The sequence below is a fragment of the Falsirhodobacter sp. 20TX0035 genome (assembly GCF_028307215.1).
Classification (GTDB): domain Bacteria; phylum Pseudomonadota; class Alphaproteobacteria; order Rhodobacterales; family Rhodobacteraceae; genus Falsirhodobacter.
Genome location: NZ_JAQMHV010000003.1, coordinates 199,159 through 225,285, shown reverse-complemented (window position 1 = coordinate 225,285; position 26,127 = coordinate 199,159). Strand labels below are relative to the sequence as shown.

Annotated in this window: 29 protein-coding genes; 10 read left to right on the top strand and 19 right to left on the bottom strand. The window is 67.1% G+C overall.

The features are described from left to right. The first annotated feature begins 1 nt into the window (after window position 1). Window positions 2-691, top strand: coding sequence for a molybdate ABC transporter permease subunit (gene modB / locus PIJ50_RS06460; RefSeq protein ID WP_271973743.1), 690 nt, complete (start codon window positions 2-4; stop codon window positions 689-691). Further along, window positions 688-1,737 (top strand): molybdenum ABC transporter ATP-binding protein, encoded by a 1,050-nt coding sequence (gene modC, locus PIJ50_RS06455; protein ID WP_271973741.1) that lies wholly within the window; start codon window positions 688-690, stop codon window positions 1,735-1,737. The genes modB and modC overlap by 4 nt, the downstream gene beginning before the upstream one ends. On the opposite strand, the gene mnhG is transcribed toward modC, so the two are convergent. The 7 genes from mnhG to PIJ50_RS06420 all read right to left on the bottom strand — a co-directional run bounded on the left by mnhG (window position 1,728) and on the right by PIJ50_RS06420 (window position 8,534). Next, complete coding sequence (gene mnhG / locus PIJ50_RS06450; RefSeq protein ID WP_271973739.1) at window positions 1,728-2,090, bottom strand: monovalent cation/H(+) antiporter subunit G; 363 nt, start codon at window positions 2,088-2,090, stop codon at window positions 1,728-1,730. The genes modC and mnhG overlap by 10 nt on opposite strands. Continuing rightward, window positions 2,087-2,368, bottom strand: coding sequence for a K+/H+ antiporter subunit F (locus PIJ50_RS06445; RefSeq protein ID WP_271973738.1), 282 nt, complete (start codon window positions 2,366-2,368; stop codon window positions 2,087-2,089). Before PIJ50_RS06445 ends, mnhG begins: the two co-directional genes overlap by 4 nt. Beyond that, the gene (locus tag PIJ50_RS06440; RefSeq protein ID WP_271973737.1) at window positions 2,356-2,844 is read right to left on the bottom strand and encodes a Na+/H+ antiporter subunit E; all 489 of its coding nucleotides are present in this window, start codon (window positions 2,842-2,844) and stop codon (window positions 2,356-2,358) included. The genes PIJ50_RS06445 and PIJ50_RS06440 overlap by 13 nt, the downstream gene beginning before the upstream one ends. Continuing rightward, window positions 2,841-4,463 (bottom strand): monovalent cation/H+ antiporter subunit D, encoded by a 1,623-nt coding sequence (locus PIJ50_RS06435; RefSeq protein WP_271973735.1) that lies wholly within the window; start codon window positions 4,461-4,463, stop codon window positions 2,841-2,843. Before PIJ50_RS06435 ends, PIJ50_RS06440 begins: the two co-directional genes overlap by 4 nt. Continuing rightward, window positions 4,460-4,804, bottom strand: coding sequence for a Na+/H+ antiporter subunit C (locus PIJ50_RS06430; RefSeq protein ID WP_271973734.1), 345 nt, complete (start codon window positions 4,802-4,804; stop codon window positions 4,460-4,462). Before PIJ50_RS06430 ends, PIJ50_RS06435 begins: the two co-directional genes overlap by 4 nt. Continuing rightward, the gene (locus PIJ50_RS06425; protein ID WP_271973732.1) at window positions 4,804-7,704 is read right to left on the bottom strand and encodes a monovalent cation/H+ antiporter subunit A; all 2,901 of its coding nucleotides are present in this window, start codon (window positions 7,702-7,704) and stop codon (window positions 4,804-4,806) included. The genes PIJ50_RS06430 and PIJ50_RS06425 overlap by 1 nt, the downstream gene beginning before the upstream one ends. A gap of 104 nt (window positions 7,705-7,808) precedes the next feature. Continuing rightward, entirely contained in the window at window positions 7,809-8,534 is a 726-nt protein-coding gene (locus PIJ50_RS06420; RefSeq protein WP_271973730.1) for an RNA methyltransferase, read from the bottom strand. A 104-nt stretch (window positions 8,535-8,638) separates the two neighbouring features. Here PIJ50_RS06420 and PIJ50_RS06415 point away from each other — a divergent pair, with 104 nt between their 5' ends. After that, a complete protein-coding gene (locus PIJ50_RS06415) occupies window positions 8,639-9,259 on the top strand; it encodes a thiamine phosphate synthase (RefSeq protein ID WP_271973728.1) in 621 nt (206 codons plus the stop codon). A 229-nt stretch (window positions 9,260-9,488) separates the two neighbouring features. Here PIJ50_RS06415 and olsA read toward each other — a convergent pair whose 3' ends face one another. The 3 genes from olsA to PIJ50_RS06400 form a co-directional block, all read right to left on the bottom strand. Continuing rightward, on the bottom strand, window positions 9,489-10,313 hold the full coding sequence (gene olsA, locus PIJ50_RS06410; RefSeq protein ID WP_271973726.1) for a lyso-ornithine lipid O-acyltransferase: 825 nt from the start codon (window positions 10,311-10,313) through the stop codon (window positions 9,489-9,491). Beyond that, window positions 10,294-11,088: an L-ornithine N(alpha)-acyltransferase gene (gene olsB / locus PIJ50_RS06405; RefSeq protein WP_271973725.1), complete on the bottom strand. Its 795-nt coding sequence runs from the start codon at window positions 11,086-11,088 to the stop codon at window positions 10,294-10,296. Before olsB ends, olsA begins: the two co-directional genes overlap by 20 nt. Window positions 11,089-11,164: 76 nt before the next feature. Further along, complete coding sequence (locus tag PIJ50_RS06400) at window positions 11,165-11,338, bottom strand: DUF3553 domain-containing protein (RefSeq protein WP_271973723.1); 174 nt, start codon at window positions 11,336-11,338, stop codon at window positions 11,165-11,167. A 15-nt stretch (window positions 11,339-11,353) separates the two neighbouring features. Here PIJ50_RS06400 and PIJ50_RS06395 point away from each other — a divergent pair, with 15 nt between their 5' ends. Then, complete coding sequence (locus tag PIJ50_RS06395; protein ID WP_271973721.1) at window positions 11,354-11,926, top strand: histidine phosphotransferase family protein; 573 nt, start codon at window positions 11,354-11,356, stop codon at window positions 11,924-11,926. Here PIJ50_RS06395 and PIJ50_RS06390 read toward each other — a convergent pair. The 6 genes from PIJ50_RS06390 to rplU all read right to left on the bottom strand — a co-directional run bounded on the left by PIJ50_RS06390 (window position 11,923) and on the right by rplU (window position 16,655). Further along, window positions 11,923-13,179 (bottom strand): glutamate-5-semialdehyde dehydrogenase, encoded by a 1,257-nt coding sequence (locus PIJ50_RS06390; protein WP_271973720.1) that lies wholly within the window; start codon window positions 13,177-13,179, stop codon window positions 11,923-11,925. The two genes, PIJ50_RS06395 and PIJ50_RS06390, sit on opposite strands and share 4 nt — an antisense overlap. A 10-nt stretch (window positions 13,180-13,189) precedes the next feature. Next, a complete protein-coding gene (gene proB / locus PIJ50_RS06385) occupies window positions 13,190-14,305 on the bottom strand; it encodes a glutamate 5-kinase (protein ID WP_271973718.1) in 1,116 nt (371 codons plus the stop codon). After that, window positions 14,293-15,318 (bottom strand): GTPase ObgE, encoded by a 1,026-nt coding sequence (gene obgE, locus PIJ50_RS06380; RefSeq protein WP_271973717.1) that lies wholly within the window; start codon window positions 15,316-15,318, stop codon window positions 14,293-14,295. The genes proB and obgE overlap by 13 nt, the downstream gene beginning before the upstream one ends. Before the next feature lie 67 nt (window positions 15,319-15,385). After that, window positions 15,386-15,916 carry a GNAT family N-acetyltransferase gene (locus PIJ50_RS06375; RefSeq protein WP_271973715.1) on the bottom strand — a complete coding sequence of 177 codons (531 nt, stop codon included), beginning with the start codon at window positions 15,914-15,916 and terminating at the stop codon, window positions 15,386-15,388. Between the two features lie 73 nt (window positions 15,917-15,989). Continuing rightward, window positions 15,990-16,259, bottom strand: a complete 270-nt coding sequence (rpmA, locus tag PIJ50_RS06370) for a 50S ribosomal protein L27 (RefSeq protein ID WP_271973714.1) — start codon at window positions 16,257-16,259, stop codon at window positions 15,990-15,992. Between the two features lie 6 nt (window positions 16,260-16,265). Then, on the bottom strand, window positions 16,266-16,655 hold the full coding sequence (gene rplU / locus PIJ50_RS06365) for a 50S ribosomal protein L21 (RefSeq protein ID WP_271973713.1): 390 nt from the start codon (window positions 16,653-16,655) through the stop codon (window positions 16,266-16,268). A gap of 285 nt (window positions 16,656-16,940) precedes the next feature. On the opposite strand from rplU, the gene PIJ50_RS06360 reads away from it, so the two are divergent. The 5 genes from PIJ50_RS06360 to tpiA are packed head-to-tail and all read left to right on the top strand — an operon-like array spanning window position 16,941 to window position 19,817. Further along, on the top strand, window positions 16,941-17,840 hold the full coding sequence (locus PIJ50_RS06360; protein WP_271973711.1) for a carbohydrate kinase family protein: 900 nt from the start codon (window positions 16,941-16,943) through the stop codon (window positions 17,838-17,840). Beyond that, on the top strand, window positions 17,837-18,271 hold the full coding sequence (gene dtd / locus PIJ50_RS06355) for a D-aminoacyl-tRNA deacylase (protein ID WP_271973709.1): 435 nt from the start codon (window positions 17,837-17,839) through the stop codon (window positions 18,269-18,271). The genes PIJ50_RS06360 and dtd overlap by 4 nt, the downstream gene beginning before the upstream one ends. Before the next feature lie 40 nt (window positions 18,272-18,311). After that, window positions 18,312-18,665 carry an SUF system Fe-S cluster assembly protein gene (locus tag PIJ50_RS06350; protein WP_271973708.1) on the top strand — a complete coding sequence of 118 codons (354 nt, stop codon included), beginning with the start codon at window positions 18,312-18,314 and terminating at the stop codon, window positions 18,663-18,665. A 10-nt stretch (window positions 18,666-18,675) separates the two neighbouring features. Beyond that, complete coding sequence (locus tag PIJ50_RS06345) at window positions 18,676-19,023, top strand: HesB/IscA family protein (RefSeq protein WP_271973707.1); 348 nt, start codon at window positions 18,676-18,678, stop codon at window positions 19,021-19,023. Between the two features lie 56 nt (window positions 19,024-19,079). Further along, window positions 19,080-19,817 (top strand): triose-phosphate isomerase, encoded by a 738-nt coding sequence (gene tpiA / locus PIJ50_RS06340; protein ID WP_271973705.1) that lies wholly within the window; start codon window positions 19,080-19,082, stop codon window positions 19,815-19,817. Here the strand turns inward: tpiA and PIJ50_RS06335 are convergent. Together PIJ50_RS06335 and uvrB are read right to left on the bottom strand one after the other, a co-directional pair. Further along, the gene (locus tag PIJ50_RS06335; RefSeq protein WP_271973704.1) at window positions 19,803-20,900 is read right to left on the bottom strand and encodes an acetoin utilization protein AcuC; all 1,098 of its coding nucleotides are present in this window, start codon (window positions 20,898-20,900) and stop codon (window positions 19,803-19,805) included. The two genes, tpiA and PIJ50_RS06335, sit on opposite strands and share 15 nt — an antisense overlap. A gap of 4 nt (window positions 20,901-20,904) precedes the next feature. Further along, the gene (gene uvrB, locus PIJ50_RS06330; protein WP_271973702.1) at window positions 20,905-23,085 is read right to left on the bottom strand and encodes an excinuclease ABC subunit UvrB; all 2,181 of its coding nucleotides are present in this window, start codon (window positions 23,083-23,085) and stop codon (window positions 20,905-20,907) included. Window positions 23,086-23,193: 108 nt separating this feature from the next. On the opposite strand from uvrB, the gene PIJ50_RS06325 reads away from it, so the two are divergent. Continuing rightward, complete coding sequence (locus PIJ50_RS06325; RefSeq protein ID WP_271973700.1) at window positions 23,194-23,505, top strand: ETC complex I subunit; 312 nt, start codon at window positions 23,194-23,196, stop codon at window positions 23,503-23,505. 1,017 nt (window positions 23,506-24,522) lie between these two features. On the opposite strand, the gene nhaA is transcribed toward PIJ50_RS06325, so the two are convergent. Further along, window positions 24,523-25,707 (bottom strand): Na+/H+ antiporter NhaA, encoded by a 1,185-nt coding sequence (nhaA, locus tag PIJ50_RS06320; protein WP_271973698.1) that lies wholly within the window; start codon window positions 25,705-25,707, stop codon window positions 24,523-24,525. Window positions 25,708-26,127 lie beyond the last annotated feature (420 nt).

The following is a 26,127-nucleotide window of genomic DNA, read 5'->3' as shown; positions in this document are numbered from 1 at the left end:
CATGGGCGGGCTGACGGTTCAGGAATGGCAGGCGGTGGAGTTGTCGTTGCGGGTTTCCGCGGTGGCGACACTGTGCAGCCTGCCCTTCGGGATCGCCGTGGCCCATCTTCTGGCGCGAAGGGAGTTTCGTGGCAAGGCGCTGGTGGATGGGCTGGTGCACCTGCCGCTGATCCTGCCGCCCATCGTGACAGGGTATCTTCTGCTCCTGACCTTCGGACGGCGCGGCCCCGTGGGGGCGCTTCTGGAGAAGGTCGGCATCGTCTTCGCCTTTCACTGGACGGGAGCGGCGCTGGCCGCCGCCGTGATGGCCTTCCCGCTGATGGTCCGCGCGATCCGCCTGTCGATCGAGGCGATCGATCCGGGGCTGGAGGCGGCGGCGTCCACGCTTGGGGCCTCGCCCCGCCGGGTGTTCCTGACCGTGACACTGCCGCTGGCGCTGCCGGGCATCCTTGCGGGCGCGGTTCTGGCCTTCGCCAAGGCGATGGGCGAGTTCGGGGCCACGATCACCTTCGTGTCGAACATCCCGGGGCAGACGCAGACGCTGCCCTCGGCCATCTATTCGCTGCTGCAGGTGCCGGGGGCCGAACCGCAAGCGTTCCGGCTGATCATGATCTCCATCCTGCTGGCCGTAGGCGCGATCCTTCTGTCCGAGGTTCTGGCCGCCCGCCTGCGAAAGGCCCGCCTGACATGAGCCTCGACGTCGCGCTGCGCCACCGCTTTCCGGCGGCGGATCTGGATCTGGCCTTCACCGCGCCGCCGGGCGTCACCGCCCTCTTCGGTCCTTCCGGCGCGGGAAAGACAAGCGTTGCCAATGCGGTGGCCGGTCTTCTTCGTCCGGATGCGGGCCATGTGCGGTTGAACGGCCGAACCCTGTTCGAAGATGGCACCTGGACGCCACCGCACCTTCGCCGCGTCGGCTATGTGTTTCAGGAGGCACGGCTTTTCCCGCACCTGACCGTGCGCCGCAACCTGCTTTATGGTGCGCCGGACGACCGCGGCCTTGCCCATATCGCGGACCTTCTGGACATCGCGCCCCTGCTGCCGCGCCGCCCGGCCAATCTGTCCGGCGGGGAACGCCAGCGCGTCGCCATCGGCCGCGCGCTTCTGCAGGCCCCCGACCTCCTGATCCTGGATGAGCCGTTGTCGGCGCTGGACGCCGCGCGCAAGGACGACATCCTGCCCTATCTTGAACGGCTGGCGGCCGAGGCGTCGATCCCGATGCTGTATGTGAGCCACTCGCTGGCCGAAGTGATCCGGCTGGCCAGCCACGTGGCGCTGATCGCGAACGGTCGGCTGGCCGGGTTCGGCCGGCCCGAGGACGTGTTTTCCGACCCGCTTCTGGCCGCGCATCTGGGGCCGCGCGCGGCCGGGGCCGTCGTGTCCGGCGATGTCACCGCGCAGGACCCGGACGGGCTGGCCGTCATCGCGACACCGATGGGGGATCTCGTGCTGCCCTTGCCGGTGGCGGTAGGCCAGCCCGCCCGCCTGCGCATCATGGCCGAGGATGTCATCATCGCCCGCGCCCGGCCCGAGGGGTTGTCCGCCCTGAACGTCCTGCCCGCCCGGGTTCTGGACCTGCACGCGCAGGGCGCGACCGTGATGGTGCGGCTGACCTGCGGGGGGGACCAGCTGCTGCTGGCCCGGATCACCCGCCGTTCGGCCACTGCTCTGGACCTTGCCCCCGGCACGCCGGTGCACGCCATCCTGAAATCGGCGGCGCTGGTGGTTCAGTCCTGACGCGGCGGCACGGCCAGCGGATCCGTGGGCGCCACCACGGGCCGGTTCTCGGCCCGATCGCGGTACAGCGCGGCGCGGCCCAGAAGCATCAGCGTCACAGGCGTGGTGCACATGATGAACAGGCCGATCAGCGCCTCATGCAGCACCAGCCGCTCGTTCAGCAGCGAAAACCCGATCATCGACCCCAGGATGATGCAGATGGAGCCGGAGCTGGTGGTCAACCCCGGCGCGTGCAGCCGTTGGTAGAATTTCGGCAGCCGCAACAGCCCGATGGCCCCGATCAGGGACATGGCCGCCCCGGCCAGCACCAGCGCCGACACCAGAATGGCCGCCCAAAGGGGAAGTCCCGTCATTCGATCACCTCGCCCCGCATGAGGAATTTCGCCAGCGCCACCGTTGCCACGAAGCTGAGAACGGCGATGATCAGCGTGGCTTCGAAGAAGAACACCGTGCCGGTGCGGATGCCCGACAGCACCAGCAGCAGCAGCACGTTCACATAGATCGTGTCCAGCGCCAGCACGCGGTCCTGCGCGCGGGGGCCCCGCAGCGCCCGCAGGCCCGCGAACAGGATGGCGAAGGCCAGCATGCCCTGCGCCACGAAGACGGACACGGAAAGGATCAGGTCTCCCATTCGAAAATCTCCCGCAGGCGGCATTCATAGCGCGTCTGGATCAGCGTCTTCCACTCGTCCTCCTCGCGCAGGTCGAAGACGTGCAGCAGCATTTTGCCGCTGCGCGGGTTCCACCCCAGCCAGGACGTCCCCGGCGTGGCCGAGATGATGATGGCCAAAAGCGCCAGCACCGCCCGGTCGCGGCTGTCCAGATCCACCTCCACCACGCCCGAGGACGGAATGCGGCCCGACAGGATCATCCGCGCGACCCGGAGGTTCGACCACAGCACGTCGCCGGCCAGAACCGCCAGCAGGCCGGGGATCGGACGCCAACGCCGGATGCGGATGGTCTTCGGCTCCAGCGGTCCGAGGGCCCATGAGGCGACCAGCGCCACCCCCGTTCCCAGGACCAGCTGGCCGAGCGAGAAGCGCGTCAGGATCAGCCACATCAGAACCAGCGCCACGGCCAGCAGCGGGTGGGGGACCAGACGCCTCATTCCGCGACCTCCCGCCGGTGCTGCGTCCGTTCGGCCGTCAGAACGCCCGAGATGTAGACCTCGGGCCGGTGCAGGGCCGCGGCCGTCGCCTCCATGTAGCGCATCACGGGACGGGCCTGCCACGTCAGCACGGCCACCAGCGCCAGAAGGGCCAGGATGGGCGCGATCTCCACCGCCAGGACCTTCGGATCGTCCTGATCGGCCGCGGCCCAGAAGGTCTGCACCCCCACGCGCAGCAGCGCGATCAGCGTGGCGAGGCCCGAGATGATGAGTGCGGCCATGAAGATCCAAGCCACCGCCTGCCCCGACACGCCGCCCTTCAGCATCGCCGTCAGCATCACGACCTTGCCCACAAAGCCCGGCAAGGGTGGCAGCCCCGCCAGCAGCACCGCGAGCGCAGCGAAGCTGAGGCCGAGGATCGTCATCGTGGCGGGCACGATCAGGCCGGTCTGGTCCTCTTCCGGCTCATCCTCCGGCGCGCCGAACAGGTCGGCGGACAAAGCCAGCATGGCGGCGACGGCGCTTTGCCCCCGATCCACCAGTTCGACGAGCAGGAACAGCGCGGCGATCCCGAGGGTGGAGCCGAGCATGTAGTAAAGCGCGCCCGCCAGCATCCCCGAGCCGCCGCCCAGAAGCGCCAGCCCCGCCGTGCCGATCATCGTCCCCGAGGAGATGAGCACGGCGTATCCCGCCATCCGCGGCATCGTCTGCGACCCGAGGATGCCGAGGCTGCCGAACGCGATCGTGGCAAGCCCGCCCACGACCAGCAGTTCCGCCCCGAACCCGGCCGAGGCGCCGCTGCCGGGCGCGAAGTTCAGGAAGGCAACCCGCAGGATGACATAGACGCCCACCTTGGTCAGGATCGCGAACATCGCCGCCGCCGGGGCCGAGGCCGCCTGATACGTCGCGGGCAGCCACATGCCCAGGGGCCAGATCCCGGCCTTCACCAGGAACACCAGCCCCAGGATCGCCATGGCGGCTTGGACCATCGCCCGGTCGCGCGCGATCAGGTCGGGCATCATCCGCGCTAGATCGGCCATGTTGAGCGTGCCCGTGACGCCGTAGATCATCGACACGCCGATCAGGAAGAACAGCGACGCCACCAGGTTGATGACGATGTAGTGCATCCCGGCGCGCACCCGCTCGGGCCCCGACCCGTGCAGAAGCAGCCCGTAGGACGCGGCCAGCATGATCTCGAAGAAGACGAACAGGTTGAACAGGTCACCCGTCAGAAAGGCGCCGTTGACGCCCATCATCTGGAACATGAACAGGCTGTGGAAGTGCTGCCCGCGCCCCTGCCAGCCGCCCCAGGCGTAGACCAGCACCGCGATGGACAGGACCGAGGACAGCACCAGCATCAGCGCCGTCAGCCGGTCCAGCACCAGGTTGATCCCGAAGGGCGTGGGCCAGTCGCCCAGAAGATACAGCCCGATCAGGCTGCCCCCGGACGGGGCCTTGGCGCGGATCAGCAGTTCGACCGCGACGGCCAGCATGGCCACGCAGGCGCCAAGGCTGATCGCGAACTTCACGCGGCGCTGACGCTCCTCGTACAGAAGCATGGCGGCGCCGGCCAGAAGCGGGATCAGGATGGGGGCGATGACAAGGTGCTGCGGGGTCAACGTTTCGGGTCCTTTCCGTCCACGTGATCCGTGCCCATGAATCCGCGCGACGCCAGAAGCACCACAAGAAACAGCGCCGTCGTGGCAAAGCTGATGACGATGGCGGTCAGCACCAGCGCCTGCGGGATAGGATCGGCGTAAAGCGACGGATCCACCACGCCGCCCTTGGGCATGATCGCCGCAGCCCCGATCCGCAGCCGCCCCATGGAGAAGATGAACAGGTTCACGCCATAGGACAGCAGGCACAGCCCGATGATCACCTGAAAGCTGCGCGGCCGCATGACCAGCCACGTCCCGGAGGCGACAAGCGCGCCGATGCCAAGGGCCAGGATCAGTTCCATCAGCCTTCCTCCCCTTCGGCCTTTTCGCGGGCGCGGTACCAGCGCAGCGACTGGTGGGCGATCGCCACCTGCATCAGAACCACGGCCCCCACGACCAGGACGAACACGCCCACGTCGAACAGAAGCGCCGTGGCCGCCGGCACGTCGCCGATCAGCGGGATGTGGATGTATTGCGAATGCGCCGTCAGGAAGGGATAGCCGAAGATCCACGACCCCATTCCCACGGCGGTGGAGATCAGGAGCCCGATCGCGATCCAGCGCACCGGCAGGATGCGCAACCGATCCTCCACCCAGGTCACGTCGGCGGCGAGGTATTGCAGCAGGAAGGCGATGGCCAGCGCCACGCCGCCCGCAAAACCGCCGCCCGGCAGGTCATGCCCCCGGAAGAACAGCATCGCCGCCAGCATGATGATGACCGGAAACATCCAGTGCATGATGACGGACGCGACCATCAGGTAGTCCCGCACCGTGTCGCCCCGCTTCCGGCCGTCGGCCGCATCGTCATATTCGTTCTGCAGACGCTGCTGGGCCGTGACCTCGTTGCTTTCGATGGCCGGGCGGAAGCGGCGCAGCAAGGCGAAGACCGTCAGGCCGACGATGGCCAGAACCGTCATCTCCCCCAGCGTGTCGAAGCCGCGGAAGTCCACGAGGATCACGTTCACCACGTTGGTGCCGCCGCCTTCAGCATAGGCATGTTCCAAGAACCAGTCGGAGGCGAGGTTGCCGGCCGGCATCGTCATCACCGCATAGGACAGCGCCGCGACGCCCGTGCCACAGACCAGCGCCACCGCCAGATCCACACGCCGCCGGATCTTCGCCTTCCGCCCTTCGGCGGCCGCGATCTCCACCTTGCGGCGGGGCAGCCAGCGCAGGCCCAGAAGCAGCAGGACCGTGGTCACGATCTCCACCAGCAGCTGGGTCACCGCAAGATCGGGGGCGGAGAACCAGACGAAGGTGGCGCTGGTCACCAGCCCCGCCCCGCCCAACAGCGTCAGCGCGGCGAAGCGGTGATACTTGGCATACCACGCCGCGCCGATGGCGCAGGCAGCGCCCGCCACCCACAGCAGAAGGAAGACGGGATCGACTGGGCTCAGCTCCCACACCGGGCGCAGGGCGTTGCTGCCCCAAAGCGCGCTGGCGACGGCGAGGATCCCGAGGATGACCAGAAGGCGCACCTGCGGTTGCAGGCGGACGGTGCCGAACAGGCGGATGGCGCGACGCGGGATCTGCCAGGTGCCCTGCACCAGCGTCGCATCGAACATCCGCGCCCCGCGCAGGCGCCACAAAAGTGGTGGGCCTTCGGGTCCTTGGGCGATCGCACGGTGGAACAGGCCATAGATCAGCGCGCCCAGCACGATGGCGATGATCGACATGATCAGCGGGGCGTTCACCCCATGCCACAGCGCCAGTGAATAGTCGGGCACGCCTTCACCCAGCACAGCGCGCGCGCCGGCGGCCAACGCCGGGCCGATGGTCACGGCCGGGAAGATGCCGATGACAAGGCACAGCACGCCCAGTATCTCGGCCGGGCGGCGCATCCATGCGACGGGCTCATGCGCCTCTTTCGGCAGGTCGGTGGCCGGCGGGCCGAAGAAGACCGACAACAGGAACCGGAGCGAATAGGCGACCGAGAAGGCCGTGCCCAGCACCGCAATATAGGGCATCGCATTGTCGAAGACGGATCCGCTGTGCCAAGCGAAGGTTTCGGCAAAGAACATCTCTTTCGACAGGAAGCCGTTCAGAAGGGGCACGCCCGCCATGGCGGCGCAGGCCACCCCCGCGAGCGCGGCCGTGACCGGCATCGCGTGCCGCAGGCCCGACAGTCGGCGGATGTCACGCGTGCCCGTTTCATGGTCGATGATCCCCGCCGCCATGAACAGCGACGCCTTGAAGACCGCGTGGTTCATCACGTGGAAGATGGCGGCCACGATCGCCTCGGGGCTGCCGATGCCGACAAGCGCGGTGATCAGGCCCAGATGGCTGATGGTGGAATAGGCCAGAAGCCCCTTCAGGTCGTGCCGGAACAGCGCGATCACCGCGCCTATCACCAGCGTGGCCAGACCCACCCCGGCCACGAGGTTGAACCAGATCTCCGTCCCGCCGAAGACCGGCACGAAGCGGATCAGCAGGAAGACCCCCATCTTCACCATGGTGGCCGAATGCAGATAGGCCGACACCGGCGTGGGCGCCGACATGGCGTTGGGCAGCCAGAAGTGGAAGGGGAACTGGGCCGACTTCGTGAAGCAGCCGATCAGGAACAGCAGAAGCGCCGGCAGGTACAGAGGATGCGCCCGAAGCTTGTCGCCCGAGGCCAGAACCCGGTCCAGATCGTAGCTGCCCGCCACATGCCCCACCAGCAGCATGGAGGCGAGAAGGCACAGCCCGCCCGTCGCGGTGATGATCAGCGCCATCCGCGCGCCGTCCCGCGCCGCGCCGTTGGTGCGCCAAAACCCGATCAGCAGGAAGGAGACGAGGCTCGTCATCTCCCAGAACACCACCATCACGACGATGTTGCCCGACAGCAGCATCCCGTTCATCGCCCCCGCGAACAGCAGCAGAAGCGAGAAGAAGCGCGGCACAGGCTCCTTGCTGGAGAGGTAGTAGCGGGCGTAGATCACGACAAGGAAGCCGATCCCCGTCACCATCATCGCGAAGATGAAGGACAGCCCGTCCAGCCGCAGCGTCAGATTGATCCCCTGCTGGGGCAGCCACAACGTCACGTGGCGGACGATCTCACCCTCGCGCACCACGGGCCAGAACAGCGCGACCAAGGCCGCTGCGGACGCCATGACCGAGGCCGAAACACCCACGATTGCGCGGCGGGCCTGCATCGTCACAACGATCAATCCGCTGATGAAGGGAAGAACAAGCAGCAGAAGAAGCAGTGACGGCGGGGCCATGACCGGGGGGTTCACCTTTGCAACAGGAAATTTCCCTGTTTATGACCGCGATCCGGCAGGGCTTCAACCGCCCCTGCCCAACATTTCACACTATTTCGATGATGTTATCCGCGCTTGCGCACGATCTGGCGCAGCATGCCGTGGAAGGTCTGCACCTCGGCGCGGGTCAGGTTCAGCCGGCTCCACATGTTGCGCAGCGACAGCTTCATGCCATCGACCTTGGCCGGCGGAAAGAAGAAGCCTGCCTCCTCCAGCCGTTCCTCGAAATGGTCGCCCAGCTTCTGCACCTCGACCGCCGTGGCAAATTCGGTGCGGGCCATGTGGACCACCTCGGCCGGAACCTCCGCCACCTGACGGCGCCATTCATAGGCCGTCAGCAGCACGCACTGGCCAAGGTTCAGCGAGGGGAAGTCCGGGTTCACCGGCACCGTGATGATGGCATTGGCCAGCGCCACGTCCTCGTTCTCCAGCCCGGCGCGTTCGGGTCCGAAAAGGACGCCGATCTTCTTGCCCTCGGCCGCCATGGCGCGAGCGTGGATCATGGCCCGTTCCGGCGTCATCACGGGCTTCGTCAGCTCCCGCCCCCGGGCGGTCGTGGCGAAGACGTAGTCGCAATCGGCCACCGCCGCGCGCAGGTCGGGAAACAGCCCCGCCCCGTCCAGCACCCGCCCGGCGCCCGAGGCCATGGCGTTGGCCTTCGGGTTTGGCCAGCCGTCCCGCGGGTCCACGATGCGCATCCGGTCCAGCCCGAAGTTCAGCATGGCCCGCGCGGCGGCGCCGATGTTCTCGCCCATCTGCGGGCGCACGAGGATGAAGGCGGGTGGGATCATGGGGCACCTGTGTCTGACGCCGCGTCTGTTACGCCCGCCGGGCCGTGATGACAACCATTCCGAACTGCGCTATGGGACACGAAACCCGAAACAGGAGCCCGAAGATGGCCGACGCCGAGCATCCGCAGATCTATCTCATCACTCCGCCCGAATTCGACGCCGACGTGTTCCCCGACCGCCTGGCGCGGGTGCTGGACAGCGCCGACATCGCCTGTCTGCGGCTGGCCTTCGCCATCCGGGACGAGGATCGCCTGTCCCGCGCCGCCGACACCCTGCGCGAGGTGTGCCACGCCCGCGACGTCGCCATCGTGATCGAAAAGCACGCGGGCATGGTGGAGCGTCTGGGCCTCGACGGCGTCCACCTGCCCCATGGCGGCAAGACCGTCCGCGCCCTGCGCAAGGATCTGGGCGCCGACGCGATCATCGGCGCCTTCTGCGGCACCACCCGCCATGACGGCATGGCGGCGGCCGAGGCGGGCGCCGATTACGTCGCCTTCGGCCCGGTCAGCGCCACGCCCTTGGGCGACGGCACGGTGGCGGATCTGGAGCTGTTCACCTGGTGGTCCGAGATGATCGAGGTGCCGGTCGTGGCCGAAGGCGGGCTGACGCCCGACCTGATCCGCGCCCTTGCGCCGCACACCGACTTCTTCGGGCTGAGCGAGGAGATCTGGTCGGCGGAAGATCCGGTGGCGGCCCTGAAGGCGCTGACCGCCGCGATGCGCTGAACCTTACGCCGGGTGCCCGCCCGCGGGCGCTTGGCGCAGATCGAACCGCGGCTGGGGCAATGCTGTTGCCCCTGTCTTCGACGCGACTGGGACGTGCAATATCCGCCGCGCTTGAACCTGAGGCCGGAGTCCCCCTGACGGACACCAGGCATCGGTCTCCGCTTCTTTCCCTGCGATCCATCCCTTTAAGTCGGGCCCGCGGGGCGGGAGGTCGCCGAACGTCGGAACCTCAGGCCAGATTCTTGCCCGACGGGTGCCCGGCACGAACTGCCACCTCGGCCATGGCGGCCAGCCGCTTGCGGTCGGGCATGTCGGAAACGCGGATCGGGTCGTGGAAGATCACGTCCACCGCCCCGCCACCCGGCGCGCCCATCATCTGCTTGAAATGCGGGCCGAACGGCATGCCGCCCCACCAGCCGTGGAAGCGCGGATCCTTGCCGGGCGGCGCGTGATACACGACGCTGACCGGCTGGATCGACATGATGTCCTTCAGGTCCTGCGCGAAGAACGCCGCGAAGAGCGTTGACTTGAAAGGAAGAATCCTCTGACCGTCGGTGCTGGTGCCTTCGGGGAAGAACAGCAGGTGATGACCGGCGCGCAGGCGGGCCTCGAACAGCTCCTGCTGGGCGCGTGCCTCTCCGGCACGGCGGTTGATGAACACGGTGCCCGTGGCGCGGGCCAGCCAGCCGATGCCGGGCCAGCGCGCCACGTCGGCCTTCGACACGAAGTAGATCCGCGCGCAGGCGTTCAGCGTGTAGATGTCCAGCCAGCTTCCGTGGTTGGCGACCAGCGCCCCCGGCTCTTGCATGGGACGGCCCTTGCGGCGCAGCCGGATCCCCATGACCCACAGAGAGGAGACGCAGACGAACTGCGTGATCCACGGCGTCAGCGGCCGGCGCAGCCCGAACAAGGGACGCTCGATCAGGCGGAGCAGGCACAGCAGGATCAGGCAGCCGAAGTTGATCAGCAGCAGGATCGGCGCGCGCCAGATCAGGCGCAGCCAGCCGGCCGCGCCGATGTGCTCGGGGTGGAATTCATCTCCCCGCCAAGTCATGGCCCGTCACCTTGCGTCCGTAGAAATCTTTGTATTTCGACGCCATCTGCGCTGTGTCCATGACAAGGCACACATCCGTCGTGTTGAAGGCGTGGTCGATCCAGGCCCCATCGCCCACGCAGCCGCCAAGGCGCAGGTAGGCCTTGATCAGCGGCGGAATGTCCTGCAACGCCGCTTTCCGATCCACCTGATCGGCCGCCAGAAGATCCATCGGCTGGCAAGACGCCTCGCGCGCCGTCACCCGCAGTTCCGGCGGAGCAAGGTGATGGTGGTGCAGGAAGGACAGGGCCTGCGCCAGGCGGGCCGTGTCCGTGCCATGAAAGCTCGCAGGGCCGAACAGGATCTCGATCCCCCGCTCCAGCACGTATTCGGAGAGGCCGTTCCACAGATACATCATGGCCATGCCGCCGCGATGTTCGGCGTCCACGCAGGACCGTCCCAGTTCCACTAGCCGGCGGCCGGTGCGGCGCAACGGGTCCAGATCGTATTCGCCCTCGGAGTAAAATCCCCCGGCCGCCCCGGCCTTGTCGCCCGGCAGCAGGCGGTAGACGCCGATCACGTCGTCCAGCGTGGCCGCGTCACGGCGTTCGTCCACAAGGATCAGGTGGTCGAAGAACGGATCGAACCGGTCCCGTTCCAGCCGCCGGTCGTGATCGACCAGATTGCCGTCGCCGCCCAGTTCCTGAATGAAGACGCGGTAGCGCAGGCGCTGCGCCGCCATCAGGTCGCGGTCGTCGCGCGCAAGGCGCAGGGTCAGGTGCGGATCGGTGTTCATGCGCGCAGCGGTAGCCAAAGCGGCGCGCATTTGCAATCGCGCTTGATCCCGGAGGCGACCATGGGTTACGCCCGGATCACCGGTCGAAGACGGCCAGGAGGAACACCTCCCGCCCGTCGATCACCACCTTGCCGGCATGTTCGAAGTTGACCGTGATCCTGTTTCCGATCCTCGACTGCACCTGTCCCAGCCCCCAGTCCGGCTGCGATGGATGACGCACCAACATGCCGGGTTCAAGTATCTCATTCATCTCGCGGAGCCTTCCATGACTGACCGACCCGACCTTGCCGCCCTGATCGGTTCGCGCATCTGCCACGACCTTATCGGCCCGATCGCCGCCATCGGCAACGGGGTGGAGCTGCTGGCCATGTCCGGCACCCCCCAATCGCCCGAGATGGAGCTGATCGCCTCCTCCGTCGCGCAGGCGAACGCGCGGGTGCGCTTCTTCCGCGTGGCCTTCGGCGTGTCGGCCGCCCAGACCGTGGGCCGGGCCGAGGTGCGGGAGATCCTGGCCGACATGGCCGGACGCGTGACGGTGGACTGGGCCGTGCCGCAGGACCTGACGCGGGCCGAGACGAAGACCCTGTTCCTGCTGATCCAGTGCCTGGAGACGGCGATGGCCTTCGGCGGCACCATCACGGTGGACGGCGCCCGCAGCCTGCGCGCCGAGGCGCGGCGCCTGCGCGACGCGGCCCCGCAATGGGCGATCCTGACCGGTCAGTCGCAGGACGTAACCGCCAGCCACATCCACTTCGCTCTGGCGGCCGAAGAAATCCGCGCCGCCGGCGGCACCCCGCGGATCGAGATCACCGAGACCTCGATCCACCTGAGCTACTAGGGCCGGATCGTGCCCTGACCGCTGACCAGATACTTGAAGCTGGTCAGCTGCTCGGCCCCCACGGGGCCGCGGGCGTGCATCTTGCCGGTGGCGATGCCGATCTCGCCGCCCATCCCGAACTCCCCCCCATCCGCGAACTGGGTGGACGCGTTGTGCAGCAGAATCGCCGAATCGAGGCGCTGGAAGAAACGGTCGACCACGGCCGCATCTTCGGTCACCACGGCGTCGGTGTGGCCCGAGCCGAAGCGACGGATGTGCTCGATGGCACCGTCCACGCCCCCCACCTGGCGGACGGCGATGACGGGGGCCAGGAATTCCTGCCCGAAATCGTCCTCGGTGGCGGTGACGACGTTCGGGAGCGTCGCGAGATCGCCCTCGGCCCGCACCTCCACGCCCGCGTCCTGCAGTGCCTTGATCAGCGCGGGCGCTTGGGCATAGCCGCGATCGATCAGCAGGCATTCGGCCGCGCCGCACACGCCCACCCGGCGCGCCTTGGCGTTGACCACCACGGCCTCGGCCATGGCCGGATCGGCGGAGGCGCCGACATAGACGTGGTTGATCCCTTCCAGATGGGCGAAGACCGGCACCCGCGCCTCGCGCTGCACAAGGCCGACAAGGCCCTTGCCGCCGCGGGGAACGATCACGTCGATGAAGTCCGTCATCCGCAGCATCTCGGCCACGGCCTCGCGGTCCTGCGTGGGGATCAGCTGGATGGCGTCAATGGGCAGACCGGCGGCGCGCAACCCGTCCTGAAGGCAGGCGTGAATCGCGGCTGAGGATTTCGCGCTTTCGCTGCCACCGCGCAGGATCACGGCGTTCCCGGCCTTCAGGCACAGCGCGCCCGCATCGGCGGTGACGTTGGGGCGGCTTTCGTAGATCACGCCCACCACGCCTAGGGGCGTGCGCACCCGGCGGATGCGCAGCCCGTTCGGCCGGTCCCATTCGGCGATGACCTGCCCCACGGGATCGTCCTGATCGGCGATGGCGCGCAACGCCTCCACGATGCCGTCGATGCGGGCGTCATCCAGCACCAGACGGTCCAGGAACGCGCCGGAGATGCCGCGGTCCCGCGCCGCCGCCACGTCGGCGGCGTTCGCGTCCAGGATGGTGGCCCGCGCGGCATGGATCGCCTCGGCCGCGGCGCGCAGTGCGTCGCGCTTGGCGTCTGGCGGCGCAAACGCCAGTTCCGCCGCCGCCGCCCGCGCCCTTGCGCCGATCGCCCGCATCAGATCCGTCACGTTCACGCTGTCCATCCGATCCTCCTCAGATCACCATGTCGTCCCTGTGCACAAGCGCGGCGCGCCCGGCATAGCCTAGTATCTCTTCGATCTCGCCCGAGCGGTGGCCCATGATCGCCCGCGCCTCGGTCGAGGTGTAACGCGCAAGGCCGCGCCCCAGCACATCACCGTCAGGCGACAGGATTTCCACCGGATCGCCCCGCCCGAAGGCGCCCGCGATGGCCGTGACCCCCGCCGGCAGCAGCGATTTGCCAGCCAGCAGCGCCTGCGACGCCCCGGCATCGACCCGCACCTGTCCGCGCGGCTTCATCGCGTTGATCCAGCGCTTGCGCGCCGCCTGCGGATCGCCCTGCGCCACGAACCACGTCCGCGCCGCGCCATCGGCCAAGGCCTTCAACGGACGCTCGACCGAGCCTTCCATGATCGCCATCGCGCAACCGCCGGCCACGGCGGTCTTGGCCGCCATCAGCTTCGTCTTCATGCCGCCCTTGGACAGGCCCGACACCGGATCGCCGGCCATCGCCTCGATCACGGGGGTAATAGCGTCCACCACGTCGAAGCGCTGCGCCGAAGGGTCTTCCTTCGGGTTGGCGGAATAGAAGCCGTCCACGTCCGACAGCAGGATCAGCTGGTCGGCACCCACTGTGACGGCGATCTGCGCGGCCAGCCGGTCGTTGTCGCCGAACCGGATCTCATCCGTGGCCACCGTGTCGTTCTCGTTCACGATGGGCACGACGCCAAGACCCAGCAGCGTTTCCAGCGTCGCCCGGCTGTTGAGGTAGCGGCGGCGGTCCGTCGTGTCCTCCAGCGTCATCAGCACCTGGCCCGTGGTGATGCCGTGGGGGGCCAATGCCTCCTCGTAAGCTCTCGCCAACTGGATCTGGCCGACCGAGGCCGCGGCCTGCGACTGTTCCAGCGCCAGCGAGCCGTAGCCCAGATGCAGCACCCCCCGCCCAAGCGCAATGGAACCGGAGGAGACGAGGATGACGTCCGTACCGCTCCGCTTGGCCTCGGCCACATCCTCGGCCAGCGCGTTCAGCCAGTCGCGGCGCAGGCCGGTGTCGCGATCCACAAGCAGGGCGGAGCCGATCTTGACGACCAGCCGCCGCGCCGCGCGGATATCAGGCGTCAGGGTTGCCACGCTTCGGGTTCCTCATCCACGACCTTGGACGCCTCGATCTCGGCGTTCAGGGCGCGCAGGACGTCCTGCAGGCCCATGTTCGCCACGCCCGAGATGGTGAAGACCGGACCGCCCGAGGCGTCCTCCAGCGCCTCGCGCCACATCTGGATCGTGTCCTCGTCCAGCGCGTCGCACTTGTTCAGGGCGACGATGCGGGGCTTGTCGCCCAGCTCCTCGGCATAGGCTTCCAGCTCGGTCACGATGGTGTGGTAATCCTCTACCACCGTCTCGGACGTGCCGTCGACCAAGTGCAGCAGCACCGCGCAGCGTTCCACGTGGGCCAGGAACTGGGTGCCGAGGCCGCGGCCCTCGCTCGCCCCCTCGATCAGGCCGGGGATGTCGGCCATCACGAATTCCTTACCGTCCACGCCCACCACGCCAAGGTTCGGCACCAGCGTCGTGAAGGGATAGTCCGCGATCTTCGGACGCGCGTTCGACACGGCCGAGATGAAGGTGGATTTCCCGGCGTTCGGCAGGCCCACCAGACCGGCGTCGGCGATCAGCTTCAGGCGCAGCCAGATCGTCCGCTCCACCCCTTCCTGCCCCGGATTGGCGCGCGACGGCGACCGGTTGGTGGAGGATTTGAACCGCAGGTTGCCCCAGCCGCCATTGCCGCCCTTGGCCAGCAGCACACGCTGGCCCACCTCGGTCAGGTCGGCGATGATGGATTCCTCATCCTCGTCGATGATCTCGGTCCCCACGGGCACGCGCAGGACGATGTCGTCGCCGGTCTTGCCAGTGCGCTGGCTGCCCATGCCCTGCTGGCCGGTCTTGGCGAAGAAATGCTGCTGATACCGGAAGTCGATCAGGGTGTTCAGGCCGTCCACCGCCTCCACCCAGACCGATCCTCCATTGCCGCCGTCGCCGCCGTCCGGGCCGCCGAACTCGATGAACTTCTCGCGCCGGAAGCTGACGCAGCCGGCCCCGCCCCCGCCCGAACGGATGTAGACTTTGCAGAGGTCGAGGAACTTCATGGGGCTGGCCTTCCTGCCGTTTCGTCAGGCGATAAGGAAAATCGGGCGCAGGCTCAACCCCGCGCCGTCAAAGCTTGCGGATATAGGTCCAGGTCGCGACATGGGCGTTGCGCGCGACCGAGAACGTCTCGGCGTCGCCCAGATACGCGAAGCCGTTGTTGGTCAGAACCTTGGCCGACCCCGGATTGTCCTGGAAGACCGACCCGAAGATGGCGGTGTTGCCCAGCGGGTTCGCCCCGATCAGCGCCGCCACCGCGCCCGAGGCGAGGCCTGTGTTCCAGAAGGCGGGCGCCACCCAGTATCCGATCTCGGACTGGTCGCGGTCCATCTTCTTCAGGCTGATGACGCCCAGAACCTCGGCGTCCGTGCCACCGTCCATGACCCAGATCGCCTCTTCGCAGGTCGGGTTCATCGCGCGGGTGACGAACGCCTCCATTGCGCCGGGCGGCATCGGGTGGGGGATGCGGGTGGTCATGCGGGCCACGCGTTCGTCGCCGGCGTAATGGCCCAGCAGGCCCCTGTCCGAACGGCGCACGGGGCGCAGGGTGAATCTTTCGGCCTCGATCACGGGGATCTGGGTCGCGAGGTCGAGCGTCATGGCGGGATCTCCAACGCGAAAAGGGACCGGCTGCGCGCCGATCCCCCTGTTGCATGCAACCTTGCGGTTCGGCTTACTCGGCGGCCTCCGCCACCGGGAGGACCGAAATGAAGGTGCGGCCCTTGAGGCCTTTCGAGAACTTCACGTGGCCTTCGCGCACGGCGAAGATCGTGTGGTCCTTGCCCATGCCGACGCCCTCACCCGGGAACCAAGTGGTGCCGCGCTGGCGGACGATGATGTTGCCCGAGATGACGGCCTGGCCGCCATAGAGCTTCACGCCAAGACGACGTCCGGCAGAGTCGCGGCCGTTGCGGGACGAGCCGCCTGCTTTCTTGTGTGCCATGAGGGATTACTCCTTCGTCTCGTGGGCCGTGCGGCGGGCGTCGGCGGTGCCGGTCGCTGCCTTCACGTCCGTTGCATCGGCGCCCGAAGCCAGCACGTCGGTCACGCGCAGCAGCGTCAGGTGCTGGCGGTGGCCTTTCGTGCGCTGCGAGGAGTGCTTCCGGCGACGCTTGACGTAGTGGATGACCTTCTCGCCCTTAATCTGGGCGATGACTTCGGCCTGCACGGCGGCGCCGGCCACGAAGGGCACGCCGATCGTGGGTTCGTCGCCACCAACCATGAGAATGTCGTTGAACTGGATCTTTTCACCAGCTTCGGCTGCAAGCTTCTCGACGCGCAGGATGTCGCCTGCGCGGACGGTGTATTGCTTGCCGCCCGTCTTGAGGACCGCGAACATGGGTCTTTCCTTCTTGTTCCGCGCCCTTTGGTCCCGGTTTCCCGGCGTTAGATACCTTCGGACAGCGCCAATGCGAAATGGCCTGAACACCCAAAGGGGGCCAGACCGCCGCTATATCTGCGATCCGCGCCCGTCTGTCAACCATGCGATTGCGCGCAAGGCGGCGATGTGACGATCACGCCCACGTCCATCGCGGCGCGGCATCCGGTGGCGCGCGGGCACCCGATTGCGCGGCGCGCGGCCGGGCGCTAGGGTCCGCGCGACATTTGCGGAGGAAACCGGTCCATGATCCTGTGTTGCGGCGAAGCGCTGATCGACATGCTGCCCGAGGGCGAGGGGTTCATGCCCCACGCCGGCGGGGCGGTCTTCAACACGGCGGTGGCGCTCGGGCGCCTCGGGGCCCCGGCGGGCTTCTTTTCGGGCCTGTCGAACGACCTGTTCGGCGCACGCCTGTCGGCCGCGCTGGAAGCTTCTAAGGTCGACACGGCGTTCTGCGCCCGCTCGAACCGCCCCACTACGCTGGCCTTCGTGACCCTGACCAACGGGCAGGCCAGCTATGCCTTCTATGACGAGAACACCGCCGGCCGCCTTCTGGCGCCCGAAGATCTGCCCGCCCTGCCCGCCGACGTCTCGACGCTGTTCTTCGGCGGCATTTCCCTTGTGTCCGAACCCGCGGCCGACACCTACGCCACGCTGATGGAGCGGGAAGCCGCGTCGTGCGTCACCATGCTGGACCCGAACATCCGCCCCGGCTTCATCACCGACCCCGCGCGCTACCGCGACCGGATCGGCCGGATGATCGTCATGGCCGACATCATCAAGATCTCGGACGAGGATCTGCACTGGCTGGAAGGTCAGGGCGATCCGGTGGCGCTGGCGAAGAGGCTGCTGGCGAAAGGGCCGAAGCTGGTCCTGCTGACCGAAGGGGCGCGGGGCGCGCGGGCGCTGACGGCCACGCAGGAACGGTTCGTGGCCGCCCCCAAGGTGACCGTGGCCGATACGGTGGGCGCGGGTGACACCTTCAACGCGGGCGTTCTGGCCGCGCTGGAACAGGCCGGCGCGCTGGTGAAGGGCGCCGACTGGTCGGACGATCTGCTGGACACCGCCCTAGGCCTGGGCACCCGCGCCGCGGCCGTCACCGTGTCGCGCGCCGGGGCGAACCCGCCCTGGGCGTCCGAGTTGTGAAGGCGCTGCTGCAACGCGTGACCGAAGCCTCGGTCACGGTGGAGGGGGAGGTGATCGGGCGGATCGGGCCCGGTCTCCTCATCCTCGTCTGCGCGATGGGGGGCGACGCGGAGGCGAACGCGGAGGCGCTGGCCGCGAAGATCGGCAAGCTGCGCATCTTCCGGGACGAGGCGGGGAAGATGAACCGGTCGCTGAAGGACACGGGCGGGGCCGCGCTGATCGTCAGCCAGTTCACACTGGCGGCCGACACCACCCGCGGCACCCGCCCCGGTTTTTCCGCCGCCGCCCCGGCCGACACGGGCCTGCGCCTTTACGACCACTTCACGGCGGTGATGGCAAGGGACTTCCCCGTGCAGACCGGCCGCTTCGGCGCCGACATGCAGGTGGCGCTGGTCAATTCCGGTCCCGTCACGATCTGGGTTGAGGCCTAGGGCGCGGATACCTATATTCGGCGCAACAAAGGATCCCGCCATGACCGACACCGCCGAAGGCAACCCCCTCATCAAGCCGTCCTCGACCGAGCATCCGCTTTACGAACAGGTCGTGGACGCCTGCCGCACGGTCTATGATCCGGAGATCCCGGTGAACATCTACGACCTCGGCCTCGTCTATACCATCGACATCAACGACCAGAACGAGGTCGAGGTGCTGATGACTCTGACCGCCCCCGGCTGCCCCGTGGCCGGCGAGATGCCGGGCTGGGTCGCCGAGGCGATCGAACCCCTGCCCGGCGTCAAGCACGTCAATGTCGGCATGACCTTCGATCCCCCCTGGGGGATGGAGATGATGTCGGACGAGGCGCGGCTCGAACTCGGCTTCATGTAAGGAGGCATCCATGTTCTCGATCCCCGGAAAACAGGCCGTCAGCATCACGCCGGCGGCGGCGAAGCAGATCGCGCGGCTGATGACCAAGCAGAACTCGGCCGGGTTGCGCATCGGCGTGAAGAAGGGCGGCTGCGCGGGCATGGAATACACGATGGACTACGTGTCCGACGTGAACCCCATGGACGAGACGGTGGAACAGGACGGCGCCCGCGTGATGATCGCGCCCATGGCCCAGATGTTCCTGTTCGGGACCGAGATCGACTACGAGACCTCGTTGCTGGAGTCCGGGTTCAAGTTCCGCAACCCGAACGTCGTGGACGCCTGCGGTTGCGGGGAATCGGTGAAGTTCCGCGAATAGGGTTTCCCCCGCCCCGCCTTGGCCCTAGCTTGGGTTTCAAAGCGAACGGAGGACACATGCGCGGACTGGCAGCCGGAAACTGGAAGATGAACGGAACGGGCGAAAGCCTGTCCGAGATCGAGGCCTTGCTGGCCGCCCACCCCACCCCCGGATGCGAGGTCCTGATCTGCCCCCCGGCGACACTGCTGGCACGGCTGGCCTCCATGGTGCACGGCACGGCGCTGAAGGTGGGCGGGCAGGATTGTCACGCCGCCGCCAGCGGGGCGCATACGGGCGACATCTCGGCCCCCATGCTGGCCGAGGCCGGAGCGGATTACGTCATCCTAGGGCATTCGGAACGCCGCGCCAACCATGCCGAATCCGACGCGGTCGTGGCGGCGAAGGTTTCGGCGGCGCAGGCGGCCGGACTGAAGGCGATCGTCTGCGTGGGCGAGACGGAGGCCGAACGCGACGGCGGCCGGACGCTGGACATCATCACGACGCAGATCGAAGGCTCCCTGCCCGAAGGCACCGACCCCGCCTGTCTGGTCATCGCGTATGAGCCCGTCTGGGCCATCGGCACCGGCCGCACCCCCACCACGGACCAGATCGCCGAGGTTCACGCGGCCCTGCGCGCGCAACTGGCAGACCGCTTCGGCACCGACCGGATCGCGCTGCTGTATGGCGGGTCGGTGAAACCGTCCAACGCGGCCGAGATCTTCGCGATCCCGCATGTGAACGGCGCGCTGGTGGGTGGCGCCAGCCTGAAGGCAGCGGATTTCGGCGGCATCATTGAGGCCCTATCGGCCGCGTAAGGCCGCGATCCGCGTCCGGATCTCGCTACGTACCGGCCCTTCGCGCGCGGGGTCGCGCAGGGTGGTCAGGATGTGCGGCGCGGGGCCGGGGCGCGCCCCGCCGCGCCAGGACAGGTCGCGCAGAACGGTTTGCGCGGCTTCGGGCAGATGGTCCGGCACCTCCTGCCCCGACAGGACGGACCAGACGGCCGTCCAGCAGCGCCCCACGGTCCAGGGGTTATAGCCGCCCCCGCCCGTCACGATGAAGCGCGGCGCCAGCGGACGCAGCGCCGCCGCCACCTCCATATGCGCGTTGTTGGACAGGGACAGGCGGGCCAGGGGGTCCTCCTCCACCGCGTCGGCGCCGCATTGCAGGATGATCGCCTCGGGGCGGAAGGCCTGAAGGGCGGGCAGGATCAGATCCTCCAGCACCGCCCGCATCTCGGTGTCGTTGAAGCCGCGGGGGACGGGCAGGTTCAAACAGTTGCCGCCGCCATCATCGTCCAGCGTGCCGGTGAAGGGCCAGCGCCCTTCCTCGTGCGTGGAGATCAGGAGCGCGTCGGGATCGCCCGTAAAGGCGTGCTGCACGCCGTCGCAGTGATGGGCGTCGATGTCCACATAGGCGATCCGCCGGATGCCAAGGCGCCGCAAAGCCAGCATCCCCAGCACGCAGTCGTTCAGATAGCAGAAACCGTTGGCCCGGTCCGGCAGCCCGTGATGGGTGCCCGCCCCCGGCACCTGCACGACGCCCCCCTGCTCCACCAGCTCCGCCGCCAGCAGCATGCCGCCCGCGCCGGTGGCGGGGCGGCGAAACATCTCGGGGAAGACGGGATTCGACAGGGTGCCGAGGTGGAAGCGGCTCAGCATCTCGGGCGTGGGGGCGTTCATCCCTTCCCCCGCCTGAAGCGCCGAAAGGTAGTCGGGGTCGTGCCACGCGGCGAGGGCTGACACCTTGGCCCGCGGGCTGGTGCGATAGCGGTCGGGCGGCAGCCAGCCAAGCGCGCGGGCAAGGTCGATCACCGTGGACACGCGCGGCACCCGCAGGGGGTGCTGCCGCCCATAGGTCGAATGGCGGTAGATCTCCGCCCCGATCAGGATCGCCATGCAGTCAGCGCTTGCGGCGCTTGTTGCCGCCCCGCTGCCCGGCCCGCCCCGCCGTGGACCGGCCCGAGGTGGCAAGCGCCGCCTCCTGCGCCTCCTCCACCGCCGACTGGCGGGCCAGCGGGTCGTCGGCCACGGCCAGTTCCACCGCTTCCAGACGCTTCACCTCGTCACGCAGGCGGGCGGCCTCCTCGAACTCCAGGTTCTCGGCCGCCTTGCGCATCTGCACCCGCATCGCGTCCAGATGGGCCGCGAGGTTGGAGCCGATCATCGGCTTGTCCACCTTGGTCGTGATGCGCGACTGGTCGGTGTCGCCCTGCCACAGGCCCGCCAGAACATCCTCGACGTTCTTCTTCACGGTCTGCGGCGTGATGCCGTGTTCAAGGTTGTAGGCCATCTGCTTTTCGCGACGACGCTCCGTCTCGCCCATTGCGCGTTCCATGCTGCCGGTGATGCGGTCGGCATACATGATGACGCGGCCTTCGGCGTTCCGCGCCGCCCGTCCGATCGTCTGGATCAGCGAGGTCTCGGACCGCAGGAAGCCTTCCTTGTCGGCGTCAAGGATCGCGACCAGCCCGCATTCGGGAATGTCCAACCCTTCGCGCAGAAGGTTGATCCCCACCAGCACGTCAAAGGCGCCAAGACGCAGGTCGCGCAGGATCTCGATCCGCTCGATCGTGTCGATGTCGGAATGCATGTAGCGGATGCGGATGCCCTGTTCGTGGAAATATTCGGTCAGATCCTCGGCCATGCGCTTGGTCAGCACCGTGACCAGCGTGCGCAGGCCCTGCTGGCTGACGCGCCGGATCTCGTCCAGCAGGTCGTCCACCTGCATGTCCACGGGCCGGATCTCCACCTTCGGGTCCAGAAGGCCGGTGGGGCGGATGACTTGTTCGGCGAAGACACCGCCCGCCTGCTCCAGCTCCCACGCCGCGGGGGTGGCGGAAACGAAGACCGATTGCGGGCGCATGGCGTCCCACTCCTCGAACTTCAGGGGGCGGTTGTCCATGCAGGAGGGCAGCCGGAACCCGTGCTCGGCCAGCGTGAACTTCCGCCGATAGTCGCCCTTGTACATCCCGCCGATCTGCGGGACCGAGACGTGGGATTCGTCGGCAAAGACGATGGCGTTGTCGGGAATGAACTCGAACAGCGTGGGCGGCGGTTCTCCGGGCGCGCGGCCCGTGAGGTAACGCGAGTAGTTCTCGATCCCGTTGCAGACGCCCGTGGCCTCCAGCATCTCGATGTCGAAGGCGGTGCGCTGTTCCAGACGCTGGGCCTCCAGCAGCTTGCCTTCGCCCACCAACTGGTCCAGACGCATCGCCAGCTCGGCCTTGATGCCCTTCACGGCCTGCTGCATCGTCGGGCGCGGCGTGACGTAGTGGCTGTTGGCGTAGATGCGGATCTGGCGAAAGTTGTCGGTCTTGGCCCCCGTCAGCGGGTCGAATTCGACGATGCTTTCCAGCTCCTCACCGAAGAAGGAGAAGCGCCAGGCCCGGTCCTCAAGGTGGGCGGGCCACACCTCGATCGCGTCGCCGCGCACGCGGAAGCTGCCGCGGGTGAAGGACTGGTCGTTGCGGCGGTATTGCTGCGACACCAGCTGCCCGATGACCTCGCGCTGGTTGTAGCTGTTGCCCACGACCAGATCCTGCGTCATCGCCGAATACGTCTCGACCGAGCCAATGCCGTAGATGCAGGACACAGAGGCCACGATGATCACGTCGTCCCGTTCCAGAAGCGCCCGGGTGGCCGAGTGGCGCATCCGGTCGATCTGTTCGTTGATCTGGGATTCCTTCTCGATATACGTGTCCGACCGCGCCACATAGGCCTCGGGCTGGTAGTAGTCGTAGTAGCTGACGAAGTATTCGACGGCGTTGTCGGGGAAGAAGCCCTTGAACTCGCCATACAGCTGCGCCGCCAGCGTCTTGTTCGGGGCGAGGATGATCGCCGGGCGCTGCGTTTCCTCGATGATCTTGGCCATGGTGAAGGTCTTGCCGGTGCCGGTGGCACCCAGGAGCACCTGATCGCGTTCGCCGTTGCGCACGCCTTCGGCCAATTCCCGGATCGCGGTCGGCTGGTCGCCCGCCGGCTGGAACGGCGTGCTCATGACGAACTGCTTGCCCCCTTCCAGCTTCGGGCGCGTCAGGACGTCTGGACGGAACATGGGCATGTTGGCGTTGTTGTGAGGCATCGGCGATTCCCTTGTCAGGCCCTTGATTTGGTCTGTCTTTGTTCCGGTTCAAGATGGCCTTGCGGCCTTGCCGGGGATTTCGCTAGATAGGTTGATCGGAGGACCACGATGCGCGCACGAATCTACAAGCCGGCCCGGACGGCCATGCAGTCGGGACAGGCCAAGACCAAGGAATGGGTCCTGGACTACGCCCCCGCCACGGCGCGGGAGATCGATCCGCTGATGGGGTGGACCTCCTCGGACGATACGCAGCGGCAGGTGCGCCTGCGCTTCGACACGCAGGAAGCGGCCGAAGCCTATGCGCGCGAGAACGGGATCGAGGCGGAGGTGCAGCCCCCGCAGTCGCGCAAGCCGAACATCCGCGCGCGCGGCTATGGCGAGAATTTCGCGACCGACCGCAAGGGCAACTGGACGCACTGAGGGTTGTGTAGTTCGGGGCATAGTTGCTGCCGTTCAGGGCAAAGTTTTTCCAGTTCGGTGCATAGGTTTCGCAAGCCGTTGATTTTGCTGAAACCGCCTTCGGGCGGTCTTTGCTTGCGGAGAAGCCAATCAGTTCCAGCACCATCGGCATCGACTGCTCCGGGGCGGAGACGACAGACACCAGCCTGCAGGGTCTGAGGATCTACATGACGGAAGCATCGGGCCGGCAGCGCAGGTTCCGCCACCTAAGGGTCCTAAGTGCTACTGGACGCGACGAGGACTGGCAGACCGGCGGAACGCGCGTCTAGCCTAGGGTCTGCCGACCATTGCCGGGATCGACCATGCCATCTCCTCCCCGAGGCCTACTTCGCTTGGCATGATCTGTCACTCGCTCCGGATTGCTTTCTCGACGACCTCGACGCATTGCCCGACGGAAAAGCGCAGTTTCTGCATCGACTTTGTGCGAACGGATATGGCGAGACTGGCAGCACGCAGTGGCGGAGAAACGCGCGGGCGGCGTTGGGTCGAGAGTATCTGCGGTGTGAAGTTCGTGTTTCATTTCAAGGTGACTGGGCAGGTTGCAAAGTCTATCCACGCAGGTCTGCCGTTCCTGCACCGCATCCGTCGCGCTGCCCGATCTGCAGTCTAGCTCCATGACGAGTGGGCGGTGCCAAAGCGCGCCTCGACATTAGCCGCGATCTATTTGCACCTATGGTCGAGCGACTACCCGCACGACGGACGGATACAAGACCAGCAAGACCACTCCGTCGTAGAATCTTGGCTGCGAGCCGCAGATGCGAATGGAGGGTTGAAAGCTGCGCAGGAACCCGAGCGTGACGACGACGCACGCCCTCTCGCGCAGCAGAAGGACTGGATCCTTGGCGTCACCACCGATGCGCCGCCTCACGTGCGGCGCTGAAGAAGAGTTCTCCGCCGCACGCTGTTCGCAGCACAACCATGGTTGTGTCTAGGTCGCATTCTGGGACATTGCAGTCATTCAATGCCCCGCAGAACGCGTTACTTAACTTGAACCTCGCGTCGCGCAACACGCAAGATGACATAGCCGGCCAGTCCCGAAAGCAGCGATCCAGCTAGGATGCCGAACTTCACGCGATCCTGCATCATCGGGTCGTCGAAAGCCAGCAGGCCTATGAACAGGCTCATGGTGAAGCCGATACCACACAGAAGCGACACGCCTAGCACCTGGCCCCAGCTTGCCGCTGCCGGAAGGTCGGCCAATCCCGTCCGCACCATCAGCACCACCGCGCCAAAGACACCGATCAGCTTGCCAAGAACCAAGCCGGCGGTCACGCCCAGTGTCAGTGGTTCCACCAGCACGGACGGGGTTACGCCCACGAAGGATACGCCCGCGTTGGCGAAGCCGAAGATCGGCACAACCAAGAACGCCACGGGGAGATGCAGCGCGTGTTCCAACCGGTGCAGGGGCGAGTCGTTCGGAGATGCCTCCGGGGTCGAGGGGGTCAGCTTGATCGGAATGGTCAGCGCGAGGATCACGCCGGCCAGCGTCGCATGGATGCCGGACCGCAGCACCAGCACCCATAGAACGACACCCAGCACAAGATAGGGCGTTAGGCTGCCCACCCGCCGCAGGTTCAGGGCGACCAACAACACAACTACGATCACTGCCCCTATGAGGTCCGGCACCGACAGATCTGCGGTGTAGAAGAGCGCGATCACGATCACTGCACCCAGATCGTCGATGATTGCCAGCGCTGCAAGAAACACCTTGAGCGACGCGGGGACGCGCGGACCTAGCAACGACAGCACACCAAGCGCGAAGGCGATGTCGGTGGCCGACGGTATCGCCCAACCCCGCAAGGCGGCCGGATCATTCATGTTGAACGCGACGTAGATCAGCGCAGGGATGGCCATGCCGCCGATCGCGGCCACTCCCGGCAAGATACGGCGCGGCCATGTAGACAGCTGGCCATCCGTCATCTCCCGCTTGATCTCCAGCCCCACCATCAGGAAGAACACCGCCATCAGCGCATCGTTGATCCAGTGCTGCAAGCTCAGCGGACCGACATAGGCATGAAGTGCGTCGAAATAGGTGGGGGCGAGCGGAGAATTTGCCGTCAGGATGGCCAGAACGGCGACGCCCATGAGGACCAGGCCGCCCGAAGCCTCGCTGTTCAGAAAGCGGCGAAAGGTCGGATTGCCCCTGTGGGAATGGTTGGACATGGCTCTGCATTCCTTCCGGAAAAGGTTGAGTTGGTCTCCGTATTCAGGGGGAACCCTGGGCGCACGCAGCACACGCCTCGGGTCGCAAGATAACCATGCGAGCCTAACCGTCAACGAGTAGGGTTCGTGACCTAATGCCGCATCTCTTGTCAGGAAACGTTCTACGGGTGTTAAAGGTCGGCTTTGGGCTCAAAGCGTTCCCGCGCCTGGACCCGACCGCTGCGGCAGCACATGGGACAAAGCGGCCATTCGACCCGCGACGCCGCTAGCGCAGCTGTCGCAGCATTAAGAATATCGGCATACCTTTATCGTTCTCGGCTCCTCTCAACTTTGGGAAGCCTGCGCACGAACTTAAGCGTCAAACGGCCTGTGTCTTGCGGGACCGGTCGGTTTCTGCCCCCCGTGCGGATCGACGCAGAG